Origin of the sequence: Streptomyces sp. NPDC017225 (assembly GCF_044331465.1) — a bacterium.
Classification (GTDB): domain Bacteria; phylum Actinomycetota; class Actinomycetes; order Streptomycetales; family Streptomycetaceae; genus Streptomyces.
On the sequence record NZ_JBIRNE010000001.1, the window covers coordinates 540,227 to 554,378 of the forward strand.

The 14,152-nt window shown below is 72.4% G+C and carries 17 protein-coding genes; 8 read left to right on the forward strand and 9 right to left on the reverse strand.

Annotated features, from left to right (window positions below; genetic code table 11):
- Nucleotides 1–84 precede the first annotated feature (84 nt).
- Nucleotides 85–576 (reverse strand): FBP domain-containing protein, encoded by a 492-nt coding sequence (locus ACH4NX_RS02355; RefSeq protein WP_351393680.1) that lies wholly within the window; start codon nucleotides 574–576, stop codon nucleotides 85–87.
- A 71-nt stretch (nucleotides 577–647) separates the two neighbouring features.
- Between ACH4NX_RS02355 and ACH4NX_RS02360 the strand changes: the two genes are divergently transcribed.
- Together ACH4NX_RS02360 and ACH4NX_RS02365 are read left to right on the forward strand one after the other, a co-directional pair.
- Nucleotides 648–1,217, forward strand: coding sequence for a TetR-like C-terminal domain-containing protein (locus tag ACH4NX_RS02360; RefSeq protein ID WP_351393683.1), 570 nt, complete (start codon nucleotides 648–650; stop codon nucleotides 1,215–1,217).
- A 150-nt stretch (nucleotides 1,218–1,367) separates the two neighbouring features.
- Nucleotides 1,368–2,558 carry a GDSL-type esterase/lipase family protein gene (locus ACH4NX_RS02365; protein WP_351393686.1) on the forward strand — a complete coding sequence of 397 codons (1,191 nt, stop codon included), beginning with the start codon at nucleotides 1,368–1,370 and terminating at the stop codon, nucleotides 2,556–2,558.
- A gap of 3 nt (nucleotides 2,559–2,561) precedes the next feature.
- Here the strand turns inward: ACH4NX_RS02365 and ACH4NX_RS02370 are convergent, their stop codons facing one another.
- A complete protein-coding gene (locus tag ACH4NX_RS02370; RefSeq protein WP_351393688.1) occupies nucleotides 2,562–3,260 on the reverse strand; it encodes a type 1 glutamine amidotransferase in 699 nt (232 codons plus the stop codon).
- A gap of 109 nt (nucleotides 3,261–3,369) precedes the next feature.
- Between ACH4NX_RS02370 and ACH4NX_RS02375 the strand changes: the two genes are divergently transcribed.
- Complete coding sequence (locus ACH4NX_RS02375) at nucleotides 3,370–4,110, forward strand: class I SAM-dependent DNA methyltransferase (protein ID WP_398127381.1); 741 nt, start codon at nucleotides 3,370–3,372, stop codon at nucleotides 4,108–4,110.
- A gap of 21 nt (nucleotides 4,111–4,131) precedes the next feature.
- Here the strand turns inward: ACH4NX_RS02375 and ACH4NX_RS02380 are convergent, their stop codons facing one another.
- Nucleotides 4,132–5,253 carry a lipid II:glycine glycyltransferase FemX gene (locus tag ACH4NX_RS02380; protein WP_398127382.1) on the reverse strand — a complete coding sequence of 374 codons (1,122 nt, stop codon included), beginning with the start codon at nucleotides 5,251–5,253 and terminating at the stop codon, nucleotides 4,132–4,134.
- 218 nt (nucleotides 5,254–5,471) lie between these two features.
- Between ACH4NX_RS02380 and ACH4NX_RS02385 the strand changes: the two genes are divergently transcribed.
- Nucleotides 5,472–6,611 carry a Ku protein gene (locus tag ACH4NX_RS02385; RefSeq protein ID WP_398127383.1) on the forward strand — a complete coding sequence of 380 codons (1,140 nt, stop codon included), beginning with the start codon at nucleotides 5,472–5,474 and terminating at the stop codon, nucleotides 6,609–6,611.
- Nucleotides 6,612–6,638: 27 nt separating this feature from the next.
- Here ACH4NX_RS02385 and ACH4NX_RS02390 read toward each other — a convergent pair whose 3' ends face one another.
- The 3 genes from ACH4NX_RS02390 to ACH4NX_RS02400 all read right to left on the reverse strand — a co-directional run bounded on the left by ACH4NX_RS02390 (nucleotide 6,639) and on the right by ACH4NX_RS02400 (nucleotide 8,897).
- Entirely contained in the window at nucleotides 6,639–7,484 is an 846-nt protein-coding gene (locus tag ACH4NX_RS02390) for an RNA polymerase sigma factor SigF (RefSeq protein WP_351393697.1), read from the reverse strand.
- A gap of 133 nt (nucleotides 7,485–7,617) precedes the next feature.
- Entirely contained in the window at nucleotides 7,618–8,547 is a 930-nt protein-coding gene (locus tag ACH4NX_RS02395) for an anti-sigma factor RsbA family regulatory protein (protein WP_351393700.1), read from the reverse strand.
- Nucleotides 8,544–8,897: an STAS domain-containing protein gene (locus tag ACH4NX_RS02400; protein WP_351393703.1), complete on the reverse strand. Its 354-nt coding sequence runs from the start codon at nucleotides 8,895–8,897 to the stop codon at nucleotides 8,544–8,546. Before ACH4NX_RS02400 ends, ACH4NX_RS02395 begins: the two co-directional genes overlap by 4 nt.
- Before the next feature lie 173 nt (nucleotides 8,898–9,070).
- Between ACH4NX_RS02400 and ACH4NX_RS02405 the strand changes: the two genes are divergently transcribed.
- The gene (locus ACH4NX_RS02405) at nucleotides 9,071–9,427 is read left to right on the forward strand and encodes a PRC-barrel domain-containing protein (RefSeq protein ID WP_351393706.1); all 357 of its coding nucleotides are present in this window, start codon (nucleotides 9,071–9,073) and stop codon (nucleotides 9,425–9,427) included.
- A gap of 104 nt (nucleotides 9,428–9,531) precedes the next feature.
- On the opposite strand, the gene ACH4NX_RS02410 is transcribed toward ACH4NX_RS02405, so the two are convergent.
- Entirely contained in the window at nucleotides 9,532–10,095 is a 564-nt protein-coding gene (locus tag ACH4NX_RS02410; RefSeq protein WP_351393709.1) for a DNA starvation/stationary phase protection protein, read from the reverse strand.
- 213 nt (nucleotides 10,096–10,308) lie between these two features.
- Here ACH4NX_RS02410 and ACH4NX_RS02415 point away from each other — a divergent pair, with 213 nt between their 5' ends.
- Entirely contained in the window at nucleotides 10,309–10,857 is a 549-nt protein-coding gene (locus ACH4NX_RS02415; protein ID WP_398127384.1) for a hypothetical protein, read from the forward strand.
- A gap of 63 nt (nucleotides 10,858–10,920) precedes the next feature.
- Here the strand turns inward: ACH4NX_RS02415 and ACH4NX_RS02420 are convergent, their stop codons facing one another.
- Nucleotides 10,921–11,526, reverse strand: a complete 606-nt coding sequence (locus tag ACH4NX_RS02420; RefSeq protein ID WP_351393715.1) for a flavodoxin family protein — start codon at nucleotides 11,524–11,526, stop codon at nucleotides 10,921–10,923.
- Nucleotides 11,527–11,760: 234 nt separating this feature from the next.
- Between ACH4NX_RS02420 and ACH4NX_RS02425 the strand changes: the two genes are divergently transcribed.
- Both ACH4NX_RS02425 and ACH4NX_RS02430 read left to right on the forward strand, forming a co-directional pair.
- Entirely contained in the window at nucleotides 11,761–12,498 is a 738-nt protein-coding gene (locus ACH4NX_RS02425) for a hypothetical protein (protein ID WP_398127385.1), read from the forward strand.
- 228 nt (nucleotides 12,499–12,726) lie between these two features.
- Nucleotides 12,727–13,344 (forward strand): sigma-70 family RNA polymerase sigma factor, encoded by a 618-nt coding sequence (locus ACH4NX_RS02430; protein ID WP_351393721.1) that lies wholly within the window; start codon nucleotides 12,727–12,729, stop codon nucleotides 13,342–13,344.
- A 115-nt stretch (nucleotides 13,345–13,459) separates the two neighbouring features.
- Here ACH4NX_RS02430 and ACH4NX_RS02435 read toward each other — a convergent pair whose 3' ends face one another.
- A complete protein-coding gene (locus tag ACH4NX_RS02435; protein ID WP_351393723.1) occupies nucleotides 13,460–14,089 on the reverse strand; it encodes a hypothetical protein in 630 nt (209 codons plus the stop codon).
- Between the last annotated feature and the right edge of the window lie 63 nt (nucleotides 14,090–14,152).

Consider the following 14,152-nt stretch of genomic DNA (forward strand, 5'->3'; position numbering starts at 1 on the left):
TCACCCGTGCCGCGCCGCCGCTCCAGGTGACCAGCTGGGCGGCCGCAGCGCCCACGTCCCGCGGGGGTGTCGTGGAGTGGCCCGTCACGCGACCACCCTGTCGACGAACGCCGCGAGGTTCGCCACGGTCCGCCGGATCTTCTCCTCCAGCGTGATCGTCTCGTGCAGCCGCGCACCGGCGCCCGCCTCCCGCTTGCCCCGGACGTACAGCGAGCAGGCCAGGTCGCCGCACATGTACGCGCCCACCGAGTTGCCCTGCTGCCCGGCCTTGCCTGCCTTCGGCGCGACCATGAGGCAGACGCCGCCGGAATGGGTGGTCAGGCACATCGAGCACATGCTGCGGCGCGCCTGCCCGGAGGTGGCACCGGAGGACCGCAGCGCGAGTGCGGTCGGACGGCCGTCCAGTTCGGTCACGAGGTAGGCGCGGTCCGGCGCCTGGGGGTCTCGCCAGCCGAAGTAGTCCAGGTCGTCCCACGGGCGGTCGGCGAGGTCGTGCGGCACGGACAGGCGCTTGGCCGCGCCCTTGGTGCAGTTCACGAAGGCGGCGCGGATCTCTCTTTCGGTCAGTGGCTTCATACAACTCAGCGTAATTTGCCTAAAAGTCTTAGGCAAATGGATAATCAGCACAGGGCAACGAGAGGGTGATCATGGTGCGTGTGGGGCTGACCACGGAGCGTCTGGTGCGTGCGGGAGCGGAACTGTCCGACGAGGTCGGCTTCGACCAGGTGACGGTCTCCGCACTGGCCAGACACTTCGACGTCAAGGTCGCGAGTCTGTACTCGCACGTGCGCAACTCCCATGACCTCAAGACCCGGATCGCCCTGCTCGCCCTCGCCGAACTCGCCGACCGGGGCGCCACCGCACTGGCCGGGCGGGCGGGCAAGGACGCACTCGCCGCCTTCGCGAACGTCTATCGCGACTACGCCCGGGAGCACCCCGGCCGCTACGCCGCGGCCCAGCTCCGGCTGGACCCGGAGACGGCGGCGGCCAGCGCGGGCGTCCGCCACGCACAGATGACCCGGGCCATCCTGCGCGGCTACGACCTGGCGGAACCCGACCAGACCCACGCGGTCCGGCTGCTGGGCAGCGTCTTCCACGGCTACGTCAGCCTGGAGATGGGAGGGGGCTTCAGCCACAGCGCCCCCGACACCCAGGAGACCTGGACGCGGATCGTGGACGCCCTCGACGCCCTGCTCCGCAACTGGCCCGCCGAATGAACGCGCACCGTCAACCCCCGCACGGTGAAGACAGGCTCGCGCGGTGAAGCCGGCACGGTCGCCCCCGCACGGTGAGGCCCGTACCGGACACGCCGACACCGTCGCATCAGCCGAGGCGTCATGAGCACACACACATCAGCCGGAGGCGGCATGAACACGCACACCGACGACGACCGGATCGACTGGATCACCACGCCGATCACCCGGGACCTCCTGCGCGGCGCCCTCGACCTGGAGCGCACCGAGCAGGGACTGCTGCCGCACCGGCTGCCCGCCCGGACCCGCGCCCAGAACACCGACGGACAGCTGGCCATGGCCGAGTCCCAGCCCTCCGGCGTACGCCTGGCCCTGCGCACCCGGGCCACCGCTGTCGAACTGGACACCCTGCCCACCAAGCGGGTCTACGTCGGCGCCCCACCCCGTCCGGACGGCTTGTACGACCTGCTCGTCGACGGGCGCCCGGCCGGCCGGGGCAGTGTCGTGGGCGGCAACACCCTCACCATCGACATGACCACCGGCACGGCGGGCGTCGAGTCCGGCCCCGTCGGCACCCTGCGCTTCGCCGGCCTGCCCGAGGGCAGCAAGGACGTCGAGATCTGGCTGCCGCACAACGAGACCACCGAACTCGTCGCCCTGCGCACCGACGCTCCCGTCGAGCCCGCCCCGGACCCGGGCCGCAGGGTCTGGCTGCACCACGGCAGCTCGATCAGCCAGGGCTCCGACGCCGCGAGTCCCACCACCACGTGGCCCGCACTCGCCGCCTCCCTCGGCGGCGTCGAACTCGTCAACCTGGGCCTGGCCGGCAGCGCCCTGCTCGACCCGTTCACCGCGCGGGCCATGCGCGACATCCCCGCCGACCTGATCAGTGTCAAGATCGGCATCAACGTGGTCAACAGCGACGCCATGCGGCTGCGTGCCTTCGGCCCCGCCGTGCACGGCTTCCTCGACACCGTCCGCGAAGGGCACCCCACGGCCCCGCTGCTGGTCGTCTCGCCCATCCTGTGCCCCATCCAGGAGGACACCCCCGGCCCGCTCGCTCCCGACTTGTCCGACCTCGGCGAGGGACGGCTGCGCTTCGTGGCCATGGGCGACCCGGCGGACCGCGCGAGCGGGAAACTGACTCTCAACGTCATCCGGGAGGAGCTGGCCCGCATCGTGGCCCAGCGCGCGGCCGACGACCCCAACCTGCACTACCTCGACGGCCGCGACCTCTACGGCGAGGCCGACGCCGCCGAGCTGCCCCTGCCCGACGACCTCCACCCGGACGCGGCCACCCACCGCCGTATCGGCGAACGCTTCGCCGGTCTGGCGTTCACCGACCGCGGCGCCTTCTCCGGCTGACCCTCACCCCCCGACGACCCCGGCGAACCGCCGGGCGACCTCGCGCCAGACGGCTTCGGCCGCGGGCTCGTCCCGTTCCGCCCGGTCGGTGAGTTCCGCCGGGTCCAGACCCCTGGCGCGGATCCGCTCCGGGGACCACGAACGGACCCGGTCGGCGCCCGCCTCGGGGTGGAACTGCACTCCCCACGCGCGGTCGCCGACCCGGAACGCCTGGTAGGGACACCGTTCGCTCTCCATCAGCCAGGCGGCGCCCGGCGGCAGGGCGGTGACGGCGTCCACGTGGTGCTCGACCGCCGTGACCCGCTCCGGCAGTCCCCCGAAGAGCGGATCACCCGCCGCCTCCGGCCGCAGGGTGAGTGGCGTGCTGCCGAACTCCGGGTCGCCGTGGTCGCCCTCCACCGTGCCGCCCGCGACCCGGGCGAGGAGCTGCCCGCCGAGGCAGATACCGAACACGGGAGTGCCACGCTCCACCGCCTCGGCGACCAGGGCGCGGGTCGGCGCGAGCCAGGGCGCGCGGTCGTCGTCGTCGGGCAGGTAACCGCCGCCCAGCACCATGACGCCCTCGTGCGCCGGACGTCGGGGGAGCGGCGCACCGGCGTACGCGTGCACCACGTCCAGCGACAGCCCGTCCGAGACCAGCCAGTCACCGAACCGGCCGGGCCCACCGCCCTCACCGTTCCGCACCACCAACAGCCGCGCCATCGACCACCCCTCGCTCGGCACTCTTCACACGACATCCTGCTCCACGACGGCCTCGTACGCGGCGGAAAATGGCGGGCGCCGGCGGCCCGACGGGAGGTACCGTCCCGGCATGCCCGATGAGGACGGCTACTTCGGAGAAACCGTCGCCGCGCGATACGACGAGTCGGCGGCGGACATGTTCACGCCCGACGCGGTGGATCCCGCGGTCGACCTGCTGGCCGGGCTGGCCGGCGACGGCCGCGCACTGGAGTTCGGCATCGGCACCGGCCGGCTCGCGCTGCCGCTGGCGGACCGCGGAGTCCCGGTGCACGGCATCGACATGTCCCGGGCCATGACCTCCCGGCTGAGCGCCAAGCCGGGAGGTGACGCCGTCGGAGTGACCATCGGCGACTTCGCGACGACCCGGGTGCCGGGCACGTTCGCGGTGGCCTACCTCGTCTTCAACACCATCAACAACCTGACGACACAGGACGCCCAGGTCGACTGCTTCCGCAACGCGGCCGCGCACCTGGAACCCGGCGGCTGCTTCGTCATCGAGGTGGGCGTTCCGGAACTGCGCCTGCTGCCTCCGGGGCAGACCGCAGTGCCGTTCCGCGTCGGCCCGGCCGGCTGGGCGTTCGACACCTACGACACCGCCACCCAGGCGATGAGTTCGAACTACGTCACCCTCGTGGACGAACGTCCCGAGTACGCGTACTGCCCCTTCCGGTACGTCTGGCCCTCCGAACTCGACCTGATGGCCCGGCTCGCCGGCCTGCGGCCGCGTGACCGGTGGGAGGGGTGGACCCGGAAGCCGTTCACCCACGAGAGCCGCGGCCATGTCTCGGTCTGGGAGAAGCCCGCCGCCTGACCGGACCGGACCGGTCAGGGCTCAGCGCCGGGCCATGTACAGCCCCAAAGCCTTGTGCAGCACCCTGTTGAGCGGATAGTCCCACTCGCCGAGGTACTCGACGGCCTCACCGCCGGCGCCGACCTTGAACCGGAGCAGCCCCAGCAGGTGGTTGTCCTCGTCCAGGGTGTCGGTGATGCCGCGGAAGTCGTAGACGGCCGCGCCGAGTTCACGGGCGTCGCAGATCATCCGCCACTGGAGCGCGTTGTTGGGCTGCACCTCGCGCCGGCGGCTGGTGGACGCGCCGTAGGAGTACCAGACGTGCTCCCCGACGGTCAGCATCGTGGCCGCGGCGAGCACCTCACCGTCGTGATGGGCGAGGTAGAGACGCATACGGTCGGGGTCCTCGGCCGTCAGCGCGGTCCACATGCGCCGGAAGTAGGCGAGGGGGCGCGGGACGAAACCGTCCCGTCGCGCGGTCTCGACGTAGAGCTCGTAGAACGCCGGGAGGTCCTCGTGGTCGCCCCGGACGACCTTGACACCGGCCTTCTCGGACTTCTTGATGTTGCGGCGCCACTGCTGGTTGAAGCCGCTCTGGATCTGCTCCAGTGACCGGCCGGCGAGCGGTACCTGGCACACGTGGCGCGGCTGTCCCGCCGCGAAGCCGTCCTCGCCCCCGGAGACGTTCAGCCGCCAGCCCATCCGGCGCAGCCGCTCGGCCACACCGTCGGCCCCGGCTTCGCGCACGGTGGCCTCGACGTCTCCCAGCCGCCGGGCTCCCGGGTCGGCGATCGCCGCCTTGACCGCCTCGGCACTCCAGCGCCGCGTCACCACCGGCGGGCCCATCCGCACCGAGAAGGCGCCCCGCTCCTTCAGGTACGCGAGCATCGGCTCCAGCCACCGCTCCAGATCCGCCGAGCCCCAGTCGATGACCGGGCCCTCGGGCAGATAGGCCAGGTACCGTTTCAGCTTCGGCAACGGCCGCAGCAGCACCAGCCCGGCCCCCACGAGGTCGCCGCTCCCGTCGAACCAGCCCAGGCTCTCCGCTCGCCAGTCCGGTTTCACGTCACCCCACGAAGGTGTCTGCAGGTGACTCACGGAGGGCCGGGACGCGACGAAGCGCAGATGTTCCTCGCGGGTGATCGCCTTCAGATGACAGCTCATGGGCGGTGCCCCTTTGTTCGACGTGGTTCGACGGGGAGGGCGGCCGATGCCGGCCGCGGTTGCCGTCCCGCACCTCACAGGGAATACCGACGGCGGCCGATGCGCGCGCTGTCGGCCGGCCGCCCACCCGCGTGCCCCGTCCGGCGCGCGCGATCGTGGCCGGGGTGCGAGCGTGGACGGGTTGGGCGGTGCGGGCAGCACGGACGGAGTGGGCGGCCATGGCGCGGGCGATCTGGACAGGTGTCATCACGTTCGGGCTGGTCTCGGTGCCCGTCGGTCTGTTCACGGCGACGCAGGACCACACGATCCACTTCCACCAGCTGCAGCGCGGCACCTCGGACCGCGTCCGCAACCGGCGGGTCAACGAGCGCACCGGCGAGGAGGTCGCCTCCGGTGACATCGTCAAGGGCTACGAGGTGGGCGAGGGCGAGTACGTCGTCGTGGAGCCGGAGGAACTGGACGAGATCGCGCCGGGCCGCTCCCAGACCCTCGAGATCACCGACTTCGTCGACCTGGACCGCATCGCACCGGTCTACTTCGGCCGCACCTACTACGTCGCGCCGCGCGGCACCGAGTACCTCAAGGTCTACGAGCTGCTCCGCACCGCCCTCGCCGAGGCCGGCAAGGTCGGCGTCGCCACCTTCGTGATGCGCAGCCGGCAGTACCTGACCGCGCTCCGCGCCGACGACGAGGTCCTGGTGCTCCAGACGCTGCACTGGGCCGACGAGGTCCGCGACCCGGTCGAGGAGCTTCCCGAGCTGCCCTCGGGGCGGGCGGACCGCGGCAAGGAACTGGACATGGCGATGCGGCTCGTCGACGCGCTCAGCGGCCCCTGGGACCCGGCCCGTTACCACGACACGTACCAGGAGAGGGTCCGCGAGCTGGTCCGGGCCAAGGCCGAGGGCGAGGAGGTCGCCGTCGCCGAGGAAGCGCCCCGGGCCACCGACGTCGTCGATCTGATGGAGGTCCTGCGGGGCAGCCTCGAACAGGCGAGGGGGGCCGGCGGCGAGCAGTCACCCGCGAAGGCGGGGAGCGCCGGCGGCACGCGGCCCGCGGCACGACGGAAGAGCGAAACCGGCCGGCAGAAGCGGAGCGCCGAGCCGCGGAAGGGAGGCGCCGAGCCGCGGAAGGAGGACACCGGCCCGCGGAAGAAGGGCGCCGAGCGGAAGAAGGCCGCCGCCCCCTCCCGCAAGGCGCCACCGAAGCGGGGCGAGCTGCGGGAGCTGAGCAAGACGGAGCTCTACCAGCGGGCCACCGACCAGGACGTCCCCGGACGGTCGAAGATGAGCCGCGAACAGCTCATCGACGCCCTCACCGGTTCCACAAGCGGCCGGAAGAAGAAGACGGCCGCCGCCTGAGACACCGCGCGGTGGGTGACGCCCGGCTCAGTGGGTGCTGAGCATGCCTTCGCGCAGACGGGCCAGCAGACGGGAGATCAGACGGGACACGTGCATCTGCGAGACCCCGAGGCGCTCGCCGATGTCCTTCTGGGTGAGCTCCTCGACGAACCGCCAGTGGATGATCTGCCGGTCGCGTTCGTCCAGCTCGGCGATCATCGGGGCCAGCGCGTGGAAGTCGTCCACGAGCGCCAGCGCGGAGTCGTCCGCGCCGATGAAGTCGGCCAGCGCCGACTCGCCGTCCTCGCTGCCGTTGATGGCCGCGTCCAGCGAGGCGGAGTTGTAGCCGTTGGCCGCCAGACGGGCCTCGACGACCTCGTCCTCCGGGAGACACATCAGCTCGGACAGTTCCGCGGTGGTCGGGTTGCGGCCCAGCCGGCTGCGCAGCTCCTCGGTGGCGCGGGCCAGCTGGACCCGGGCCTCCTGAAGCCGCCGGGGCACGTGCACGGCCCACGAGGTGTCACGGAAGAACCGCTTGATCTCGCCGACGATGTACGGCACGGCGAAGGAGGTGAACTCGACCTCGCGGGTCAGCTCGAACCGGTCGATGGCCTTGATGAGGCCGATCATGCCGACCTGGACGATGTCCTCCATCTCCTCCGGTCCGCGGCTGCGGAACCGGCCGGCCGCGAAGCGGACCAGGGACATGTTCATCTCGATCAGCGTGTTACGGGCGTACTGGTATTCGGGCGTGCCCTCTTCGAGCACCGTCAGCTGCTGGAAGAACAGCTTCGACAACTCCCGCGCGTCCTTGGGCGCCACCTTGGACGGGTCCGCGATCTCCGGAATCTCCGTGATGGTGTGCTCAGTGCTCTGTGCGGTCGTCGTCGCCATGATGTGCCCTCCCGGGTCGATCGGCCCCCGTCGTCGTCGGCTTGTCGGCCAACGACTGAGCGCCTACCCCGGGTCAAGACCCTCATGCGTGGTTCCGCGGTCCGCGTTGCGGCGAAGGGGGTCCGACGCCGGGTCAGAGACCGAGATGGAAGCGGACGGTGGTGCCGTCGTCCGTCGTGTGCACCCGCACCAGATCCGCGACGTAGTGGACGAGCAGCAGGCCGCGGCCGCCGATCTGCCCGTGCTCCGGGGGCCGGCGGCCGGCGAGCGGATCGGTGAGCCGGCCCGTGTCGCGGACCTCGCAGACCACCTGTCCCGCCTCGGCCCAGATCGCCAGCGTCCCGTGACCGCCGCCGTGGATCACGCTGTTGGTGGTCAGCTCCGCCACCGCCAGTTCCGCGTCCTGCAGCCGCCGCTCGGCCAGTCCGAGCGAGGTGGCCCGGCCGACGGCGAAGCGGCGTGCGTCCGGCAACTGCCCGGCACCGAAGGCGAAGACCTCGGCGTCCGGCGAGGGCCCCAGCGGCTCGTTGTAGCGGGCGACGACCGCGCGCCAGTCGTAGGCCTCGCTGGCCCGCTGACGCCCCTCGGAGATGACCGTGGGATGGGTGACCAGCGCGTCGGCCAGGACGTCCGCGTCCAGCCGGGTCTCGTCGTACGGGCACAGGATCGTCGCGGAGCGGCCCGTGAAGGCCGCGTTGATCAACGCCTCGTGCTGGGCGCACGCCGGGTACTCCGCCGCGGTGCGCCCGGCCCAGACCGGCTCGCCGATGATGCGCACCCGTCCGTGCGTGTGCGCGTCGGCGAACGCCCTGAGCACGCCGGGGATGATCCGCCCCGGGTTCCGCCCGGCCTCCGTCATGTCCACGAAGGAGACGTCCCGCGCGTCCGTTCCCAGCCCCGCCCTGATCAGCTCCAGGTTGGGGGCGGGCACGGCCACCGCCACCGGCTCACCCGCGGCGAGCCCCTCCCGGACGAACGTCACCGTCCGGTCGGCGTACTCGCCCTCCGAGCGGTAGAACAGGGCCGGATGCGCGAAGTTCTCGTCGGCGGTCACCGTGTTCATCGCGGCGCCACCTCGATCCGGTGCAGGGACGGCCAGAACAGCTCGAGCACGCGGGGGAGTTGCGGCGGCGGCTGTTCCACCACGACCCGCCCGCCGGGCAGGTTCATGGCGGTGACGGCGAGCGCCGTGACTCCGGCCACGTCGACGAACCGCACGCCGGACAGTTCCACGTAGGACACGTCCGCGTGCCGCCGGGACAGCTCGGTGAGAGCCTTCTCCCAGGAGAGGCGGGTGGTCACGCTGATCTCTCCGCTGACGCGGATGCCGGGACGACCGGACAGCGGGCCCACCTCCAGTACGGCCCCGCTCCGCAACCGGGGCGGGCCGCCCGTGGGGCCTGTGGCATCCACACTCGATCTCCTTCGGAAATACCCCGGGTGTCCGTCAGCGTGCCGGGTCTCCTCGTCCGGCCAGGCAGCCTATCGCGACCGGGCGTCGTACGCGCAGTGGGACAGATCGTGCGACAGAAGCACGAAGTGGGGAACTAGACAGTGAGCGCGTCCTCGGGAAGGGAAGACTGGGCATGTTTGAAGCCGACAACATTCGTGACTGGCGTGACCATGACGTGGTCGACAGTGACGGCCGCAAGATCGGGACCCTGGAGTCCATCTACGTCGACACCCTCACCGACCGGCCGGCGTTCGCCGCGGTCCTGATCGGTCTGCCGACCCGCCGCCGGCTGGTGTTCGTCCCGGTGGACAGAGCCACCGTCGGACCGGGCCACCTGAAGGTGACCTACGACAAGAGCCTGGTCAAGGACGCGCCCGGGATCGACCCGGACGGTGAACTCGCGGCCGAGGACGAGGGCGCCGTCTTCGCCCACTACCACCTGCCCTACGAGCAGGGCAGGCGCGGCGAACGCCGGCTCGGCCGACGCTGAGACCGGGCGGGCACGACCAGCGCACCGGGCGGGCCCCAGGGGCCGACCGCGCCGTCACCGGCACACGGTCGGCCCCGCCCCGCTCCACCACCCGGCAGACCCTGTCAGGCAAGCTCCGCGCCGCGTGCCGCAGCCTCCGTCTCGGAGGTCACGCTGCCCGTCGCCAGGGTGCCTCCGGAGCTCTCCAGATGGGCCCGTACGAACCACTGGAACTGCTCCAGGTCCCTGAGCTGGCCGATCAGGAGGTCCTCCGTGGCCGGGTCGATCTCACCGGTCTCCTTCACCGCGGCGCGCATCCCCTCGATGACGCCGGTGTACACGACGTCGAGCGCGCCGAGGTGGGCGATGGCGTCGGCCCGTCCGATCGAGTAGTCGTCCCAGGGCCGCTCGGCCACCAGCGCCCCGGGGGTGCCCTGGGCCACCCCGCCGAGCGCCGCGATGCGCTCCGCGACGTCGTCGGCCATCTCGCGGACCTGGTCGACCTGGGGGTCGATCATCTCGTGCACGGCGATGAAGTGCGGTCCCACGACGTTCCAGTGCACGTGCTTGAGGGTGAGATGAAGGTCGTTGAAGGCGTGCAGGCGCAGCCGCAGCACGCCGATCAGCCGGCCGGCGGCCTCGCGCTCGATACCGGGGACCGTGTACTTCGGGGTCAGGTCGTGGGTCATGGCGGACCTCAGCTCCTCATGCGTTTCGTACGTCGTTGCACGTGCACGACTGCCCCGCATCGGCGACGGCAGACATGCACGGCACTGTTCCTGAGGAGGACGGGTCTCCCCCGAACGGGTGGGTCAACCGTCGGGACCTCCTGCCCGGACCGCCCTTCGGGACCGTCCCCGGGGGCGACGCCGGGGCGGCGGCCCGCCGACAGGATGATCCGCATGACCACGACACCACGGCCCCCCGCCCCCGGTCCGGCCCGCTGGGCCGTCCGCGCAGCTCACATCACCGCGCTCCTCACCCTGCCGACCGGACTCTGGCGCCTCCTGCTGGCGGCGGGGCAGCCGGCCGGGTACACGGACGCGGGCTACGAGGCGCTGGGCGTGACCGGACGGGGCGTGGTGTACGTCGTCGCACTGAGCGTGGTGAGCGAGGCGCTCGCCCTGCTCACCCTCGGCCTGGTCCGGCCGTGGGGCGAGGTGTTCCCGCGCCGGCTCCCGCTGGTCGGCGGGCGGCCGGTCCCGGTACTGGCGGCGGTCGTCCCGGCCGGCCTGGGCGCCGTCGCGCTGACCGCGCTGTGGACCCCGTTCGCCTGGTGGTGGGCCACCCCCCACCCCGACCTGACCCCGCTCGGCGAGACGCTCCTCGGCTTCGCCTACCTGCCCCTGGTCGCCTGGGGTCCGTTGCTCGGTGCCGTCACCGTCTCCTACTACCGCAGACGCCGTCCCGCGGTGGCCGGTTCGCGACGCGCGCCGGTCACGCGGCCGTAGGGGACCTGCCCGTGACCGGCCCAGCCCTCCGTGCGGCGGGCGCCGGGACGGGCGTCGGCGACGTCAGGACGGCGGAGCCGGCAGCGGCATCGCGCCGAGCGCACGCGCCGCGTGGACGAGGTTGGACGCCATGGCCCGGCCGGTGGACGTCGACCAGTCGTGGCCGCGGTCGTCGTCGAGGTAGTCGGGACCGGGCCCGGGGCCGAGGTGCCAGTAGGTCCAGGCCTGCCCCGGAATGGTGTACCCGATGTCCGCGAGCCCGCCGCTGATCTCGCTGATGACGTGGTGGGCGCCGTCCTCGTTGCCGGTGACCAGGACCCCGGCGACGCGGTTGTAGGCGACGGGACGTTCCTCGTCGTCGGTCTCGCTGAGCATGGCGTCCATCCGTTCGAGCACCCGCTGGGCGACCGAGGACGGCCGGCCGAGCCAGGTCGGCGACGCGATGATCAGGATCTGCGACGACAGCAGCTTCTCGTGTACGCCCGGCCAGTCGTCGCCGTCGCCCATGTCGGTCTCGACCCCGGGTTTCAGGTTCAGGTCGACGGCCCGTACGACGTCCACCTCCGCCCCGTGGCCTTTCAGTGCCGCGATGACCGTGGCGGCGAGGGCCTCGGTGTTCGACGGCTGCGGGGAGGGCTTGAGGGTGCAGTTGATGACGAGTGCGCGCATGCCTACCCCCCTTCCCCGGGCGGCGGGTTCCGATCGTCGTACCGGGAGACCGTTCACCCGTCCGGACGCGGGGCGGGCCGGAGCGCCGTCGACCGGTGACGACTTCACCCGTCCGCTTCGACCACCCGCGCGTGACATGTGGCGTGGATCACGCGCGTCCGACGCGTGGGCTGCCGGGCCGAAATCCGTACTCATCGGTGATCACGGAAGTCCGGATGCGAGGATGAGGCCGCCATGACTGCAGGGTGGTGCTCTCGCACGGTACGGGCCGCGGTGTTCGCGGCCGTCTGCGTGCTGCTCGCCCTCCTGGGCCACACCCTGATGTCCACCACCGCGGTGCCCTGGCGGGCCGTCGCCGCGGGCGCGTCGGCGACGGGCGCCGCCGCCTGGTGGCTCGCCGCCCGGGAACGCGGACGGCTCGCCGTCGTCTGCGCCGCGATGGCCGCCCAGACCGCACTGCACGCGTCCTTCTCGCTCGCCCAGGCGACGGCACGCCCCCGGTCCCCGGGCGACGAGTCCCTCGTACGCCGGTGGCTGGACATCCTGCTGTGCGGGATGCCGTCGGACTCGGGCGCGGAGCAGGGCGCCATGTGGACACCCGTGAGCACCGCGGGCCACGGCACCCACGCCGCTCACTCCGCGCACGGCATGAACGCCGTGGTCCCCGTCGACCCCGGCGGTCATGTCATGGGCGACATGTCCTCGACCGGCATGCTCGCCGCCCACCTGGTGGCCGCGCTGCTGTGCGGACTCTGGCTGGCCCACGGCGAACGCGCCGCGTTCCGCATCGTGCGCTCCCTCGCCGCCCGGCTGGTCGCGCCGCTGCGCCTGCTGCTGGTCGCGCTGCCCGCGCCGCCGCACCGGCCGCGCGTCCGGGCCCGCCGAGCCGCCTCCGTCCGCGCACCGCGCCGCCTCCTCCTCGCCCACGCGATCACCTCCCGGGGCCCGCCCGCCGGGGTCGCTGTCGTCTGACGACAGCAGGATTCCCGAGGCCCTCGACGAACCGGTCGAGCCGTCTCGCCGTCGAGCGACAGGGCCGCAGAGCCGTCGATCCGCCGGCGTCGCGCCTCGGGCACCGGCCGCGCGCCGACGCGCCCGGCCGTCACCCCGTCCCCGGTCCCACCGCGCCGTCGGCCCGTCCCGCACCGGCCGCCCCGGCCCGGAAGACCGGATCCCCGCTTCCGAGAAGGACAGACACAGGTGACCACTCCCGCCCCGCCCCCCTCACGCAGGCAACCGGGTACGGACGCGAAGGAGGCGTCGATCACGGCCTGGGCACTCGCCGCGCGCACCGGCGACCCCGACGCCGTCGACCACTTCGTACGCGCCCTGCACCGGGACGTCCGCCGCTACGTGACCTTCCTCGGCGCCGATCCGCAGAGCGCCGACGACCTGACCCAGGACACCTTCCTGCGGGCCCTCGGCAGCCTGCACCACTTCGAAGGACGTTCGTCGGCCCGCACCTGGCTGCTCTCCATCGCCCGCCGAGCGGTGGCCGACAGCATCCGCCGCGACTCCTCCCGGCCGCGCCTGGCGGCCATGGACGACTGGGAGTCGGCCGCCGAGCGAACCCAGCCGCGCGGTCTGCCCGGCTTCGACGACGGCGTCGCCCTCACCGAACTGCTGGCCACGCTTCCCGACGAACGCCGTGAGGCGTTCGTCCTCACCCAACTGCTCGGACTGCCCTACGCGGAGGCGGCCGATGTCAGCGAGTGCCCGATAGGGACGGTGCGTTCACGGGTCGCCCGCGCCCGGACCTCTCTGATCGAGTGGCTGAACGACGCCGAGCGCACCGTACCGGTGGCCGCCGCCGCGTGACGGCCGGCTCTCGTGGCGGCGGGTCCGGACCACCGAGTGACCGGGTCCGCCGCACCGGCCCGAAACCCTCCTCCAGGGCCTCCACGGCGCCCTCGGCCTTCCTGGCGGCCGGTCCTCACGCTCCTGGGGCATCGACGGCCTTGCGTGGGTCGTCCGCCCCGGGCCCCCGGACCTGACGGAACTCGACGTCGACGCCCTCGGGGCTGGTGATCTCCTCGGGAAGGTGCGGCTCCGCACGCCGTGGCGAGACGCCCGTGAGGACGCAGCCCCACCGCTCGAACCACCCGCTGTCCGCGAGGGTCTGTTCCAGGAGCCGGGCGATGGTGTCCAGCGGCTCCTCCCAGCCGCGGTCCGCCGCGGCCCGGGCGAGTTCGGCTTCGTACTGGGCGGTGTCGAAGCGGAAGACCGGGGGCACCGCGGTCCTGTCGCTGGTGTTCTCCCAGGCGTCCCAGATCACCAGGCCGCCCTCGCGGCGCATCACGACGTACAGGGCCCCGCAGCAGCCGGCCGTGCAGGTCGGTTCTGTGATCATGACCCGGCGTGACTTCTCCGTGACCGCCGGCGGCCAGCTCTCGGCCGGTCCTCTCCAGTAACGGCAGCTGTCCGCTCTTCCTTCCGGGTGGAACCCCTTAGGGACGTCCACGCCGTCGAGCAACGGCCGCACCTCGGCCCAGGGATCAGCGTCCCAGACGTCCGGAATCCTGTGCAGCAGGGTCAGAGTGCCGATGGCCGGCTGATTCGTCACGCACACCTGATCGGCTGACGGCGCTCAGCCGCACGGTCATTTTCGGCTCTCCTCCCACTGCCC

Coding starts and splice junctions, on each gene's coding strand:
- ACH4NX_RS02355 (WP_351393680.1), bottom strand. CDS start 576: ATGAAGCCACTGACCGAAAGAGAGATCCGCGCCGCCTTCGTGAACTGC.
- ACH4NX_RS02405 (WP_351393706.1), top strand. CDS start 9,071: ATGTTTGAAGCCGACAACATTCGTGACTGGCGTGACCATGACGTGGTC.
- ACH4NX_RS02380 (WP_398127382.1), bottom strand. CDS start 5,253: ATGAGCTGTCATCTGAAGGCGATCACCCGCGAGGAACATCTGCGCTTC.
- ACH4NX_RS02425 (WP_398127385.1), top strand. CDS start 11,761: ATGACTGCAGGGTGGTGCTCTCGCACGGTACGGGCCGCGGTGTTCGCG.
- ACH4NX_RS02370 (WP_351393688.1), bottom strand. CDS start 3,260: ATGGCGCGGCTGTTGGTGGTGCGGAACGGTGAGGGCGGTGGGCCCGGC.
- ACH4NX_RS02365 (WP_351393686.1), top strand. CDS start 1,368: ATGAACACGCACACCGACGACGACCGGATCGACTGGATCACCACGCCG.
- ACH4NX_RS02415 (WP_398127384.1), top strand. CDS start 10,309: ATGACCACGACACCACGGCCCCCCGCCCCCGGTCCGGCCCGCTGGGCC.
- ACH4NX_RS02410 (WP_351393709.1), bottom strand. CDS start 10,095: ATGACCCACGACCTGACCCCGAAGTACACGGTCCCCGGTATCGAGCGC.
- ACH4NX_RS02375 (WP_398127381.1), top strand. CDS start 3,370: ATGCCCGATGAGGACGGCTACTTCGGAGAAACCGTCGCCGCGCGATAC.
- ACH4NX_RS02390 (WP_351393697.1), bottom strand. CDS start 7,484: ATGGCGACGACGACCGCACAGAGCACTGAGCACACCATCACGGAGATT.
- ACH4NX_RS02420 (WP_351393715.1), bottom strand. CDS start 11,526: ATGCGCGCACTCGTCATCAACTGCACCCTCAAGCCCTCCCCGCAGCCG.
- ACH4NX_RS02395 (WP_351393700.1), bottom strand. CDS start 8,547: ATGAACACGGTGACCGCCGACGAGAACTTCGCGCATCCGGCCCTGTTC.
- ACH4NX_RS02360 (WP_351393683.1), top strand. CDS start 648: ATGGTGCGTGTGGGGCTGACCACGGAGCGTCTGGTGCGTGCGGGAGCG.
- ACH4NX_RS02385 (WP_398127383.1), top strand. CDS start 5,472: ATGGCGCGGGCGATCTGGACAGGTGTCATCACGTTCGGGCTGGTCTCG.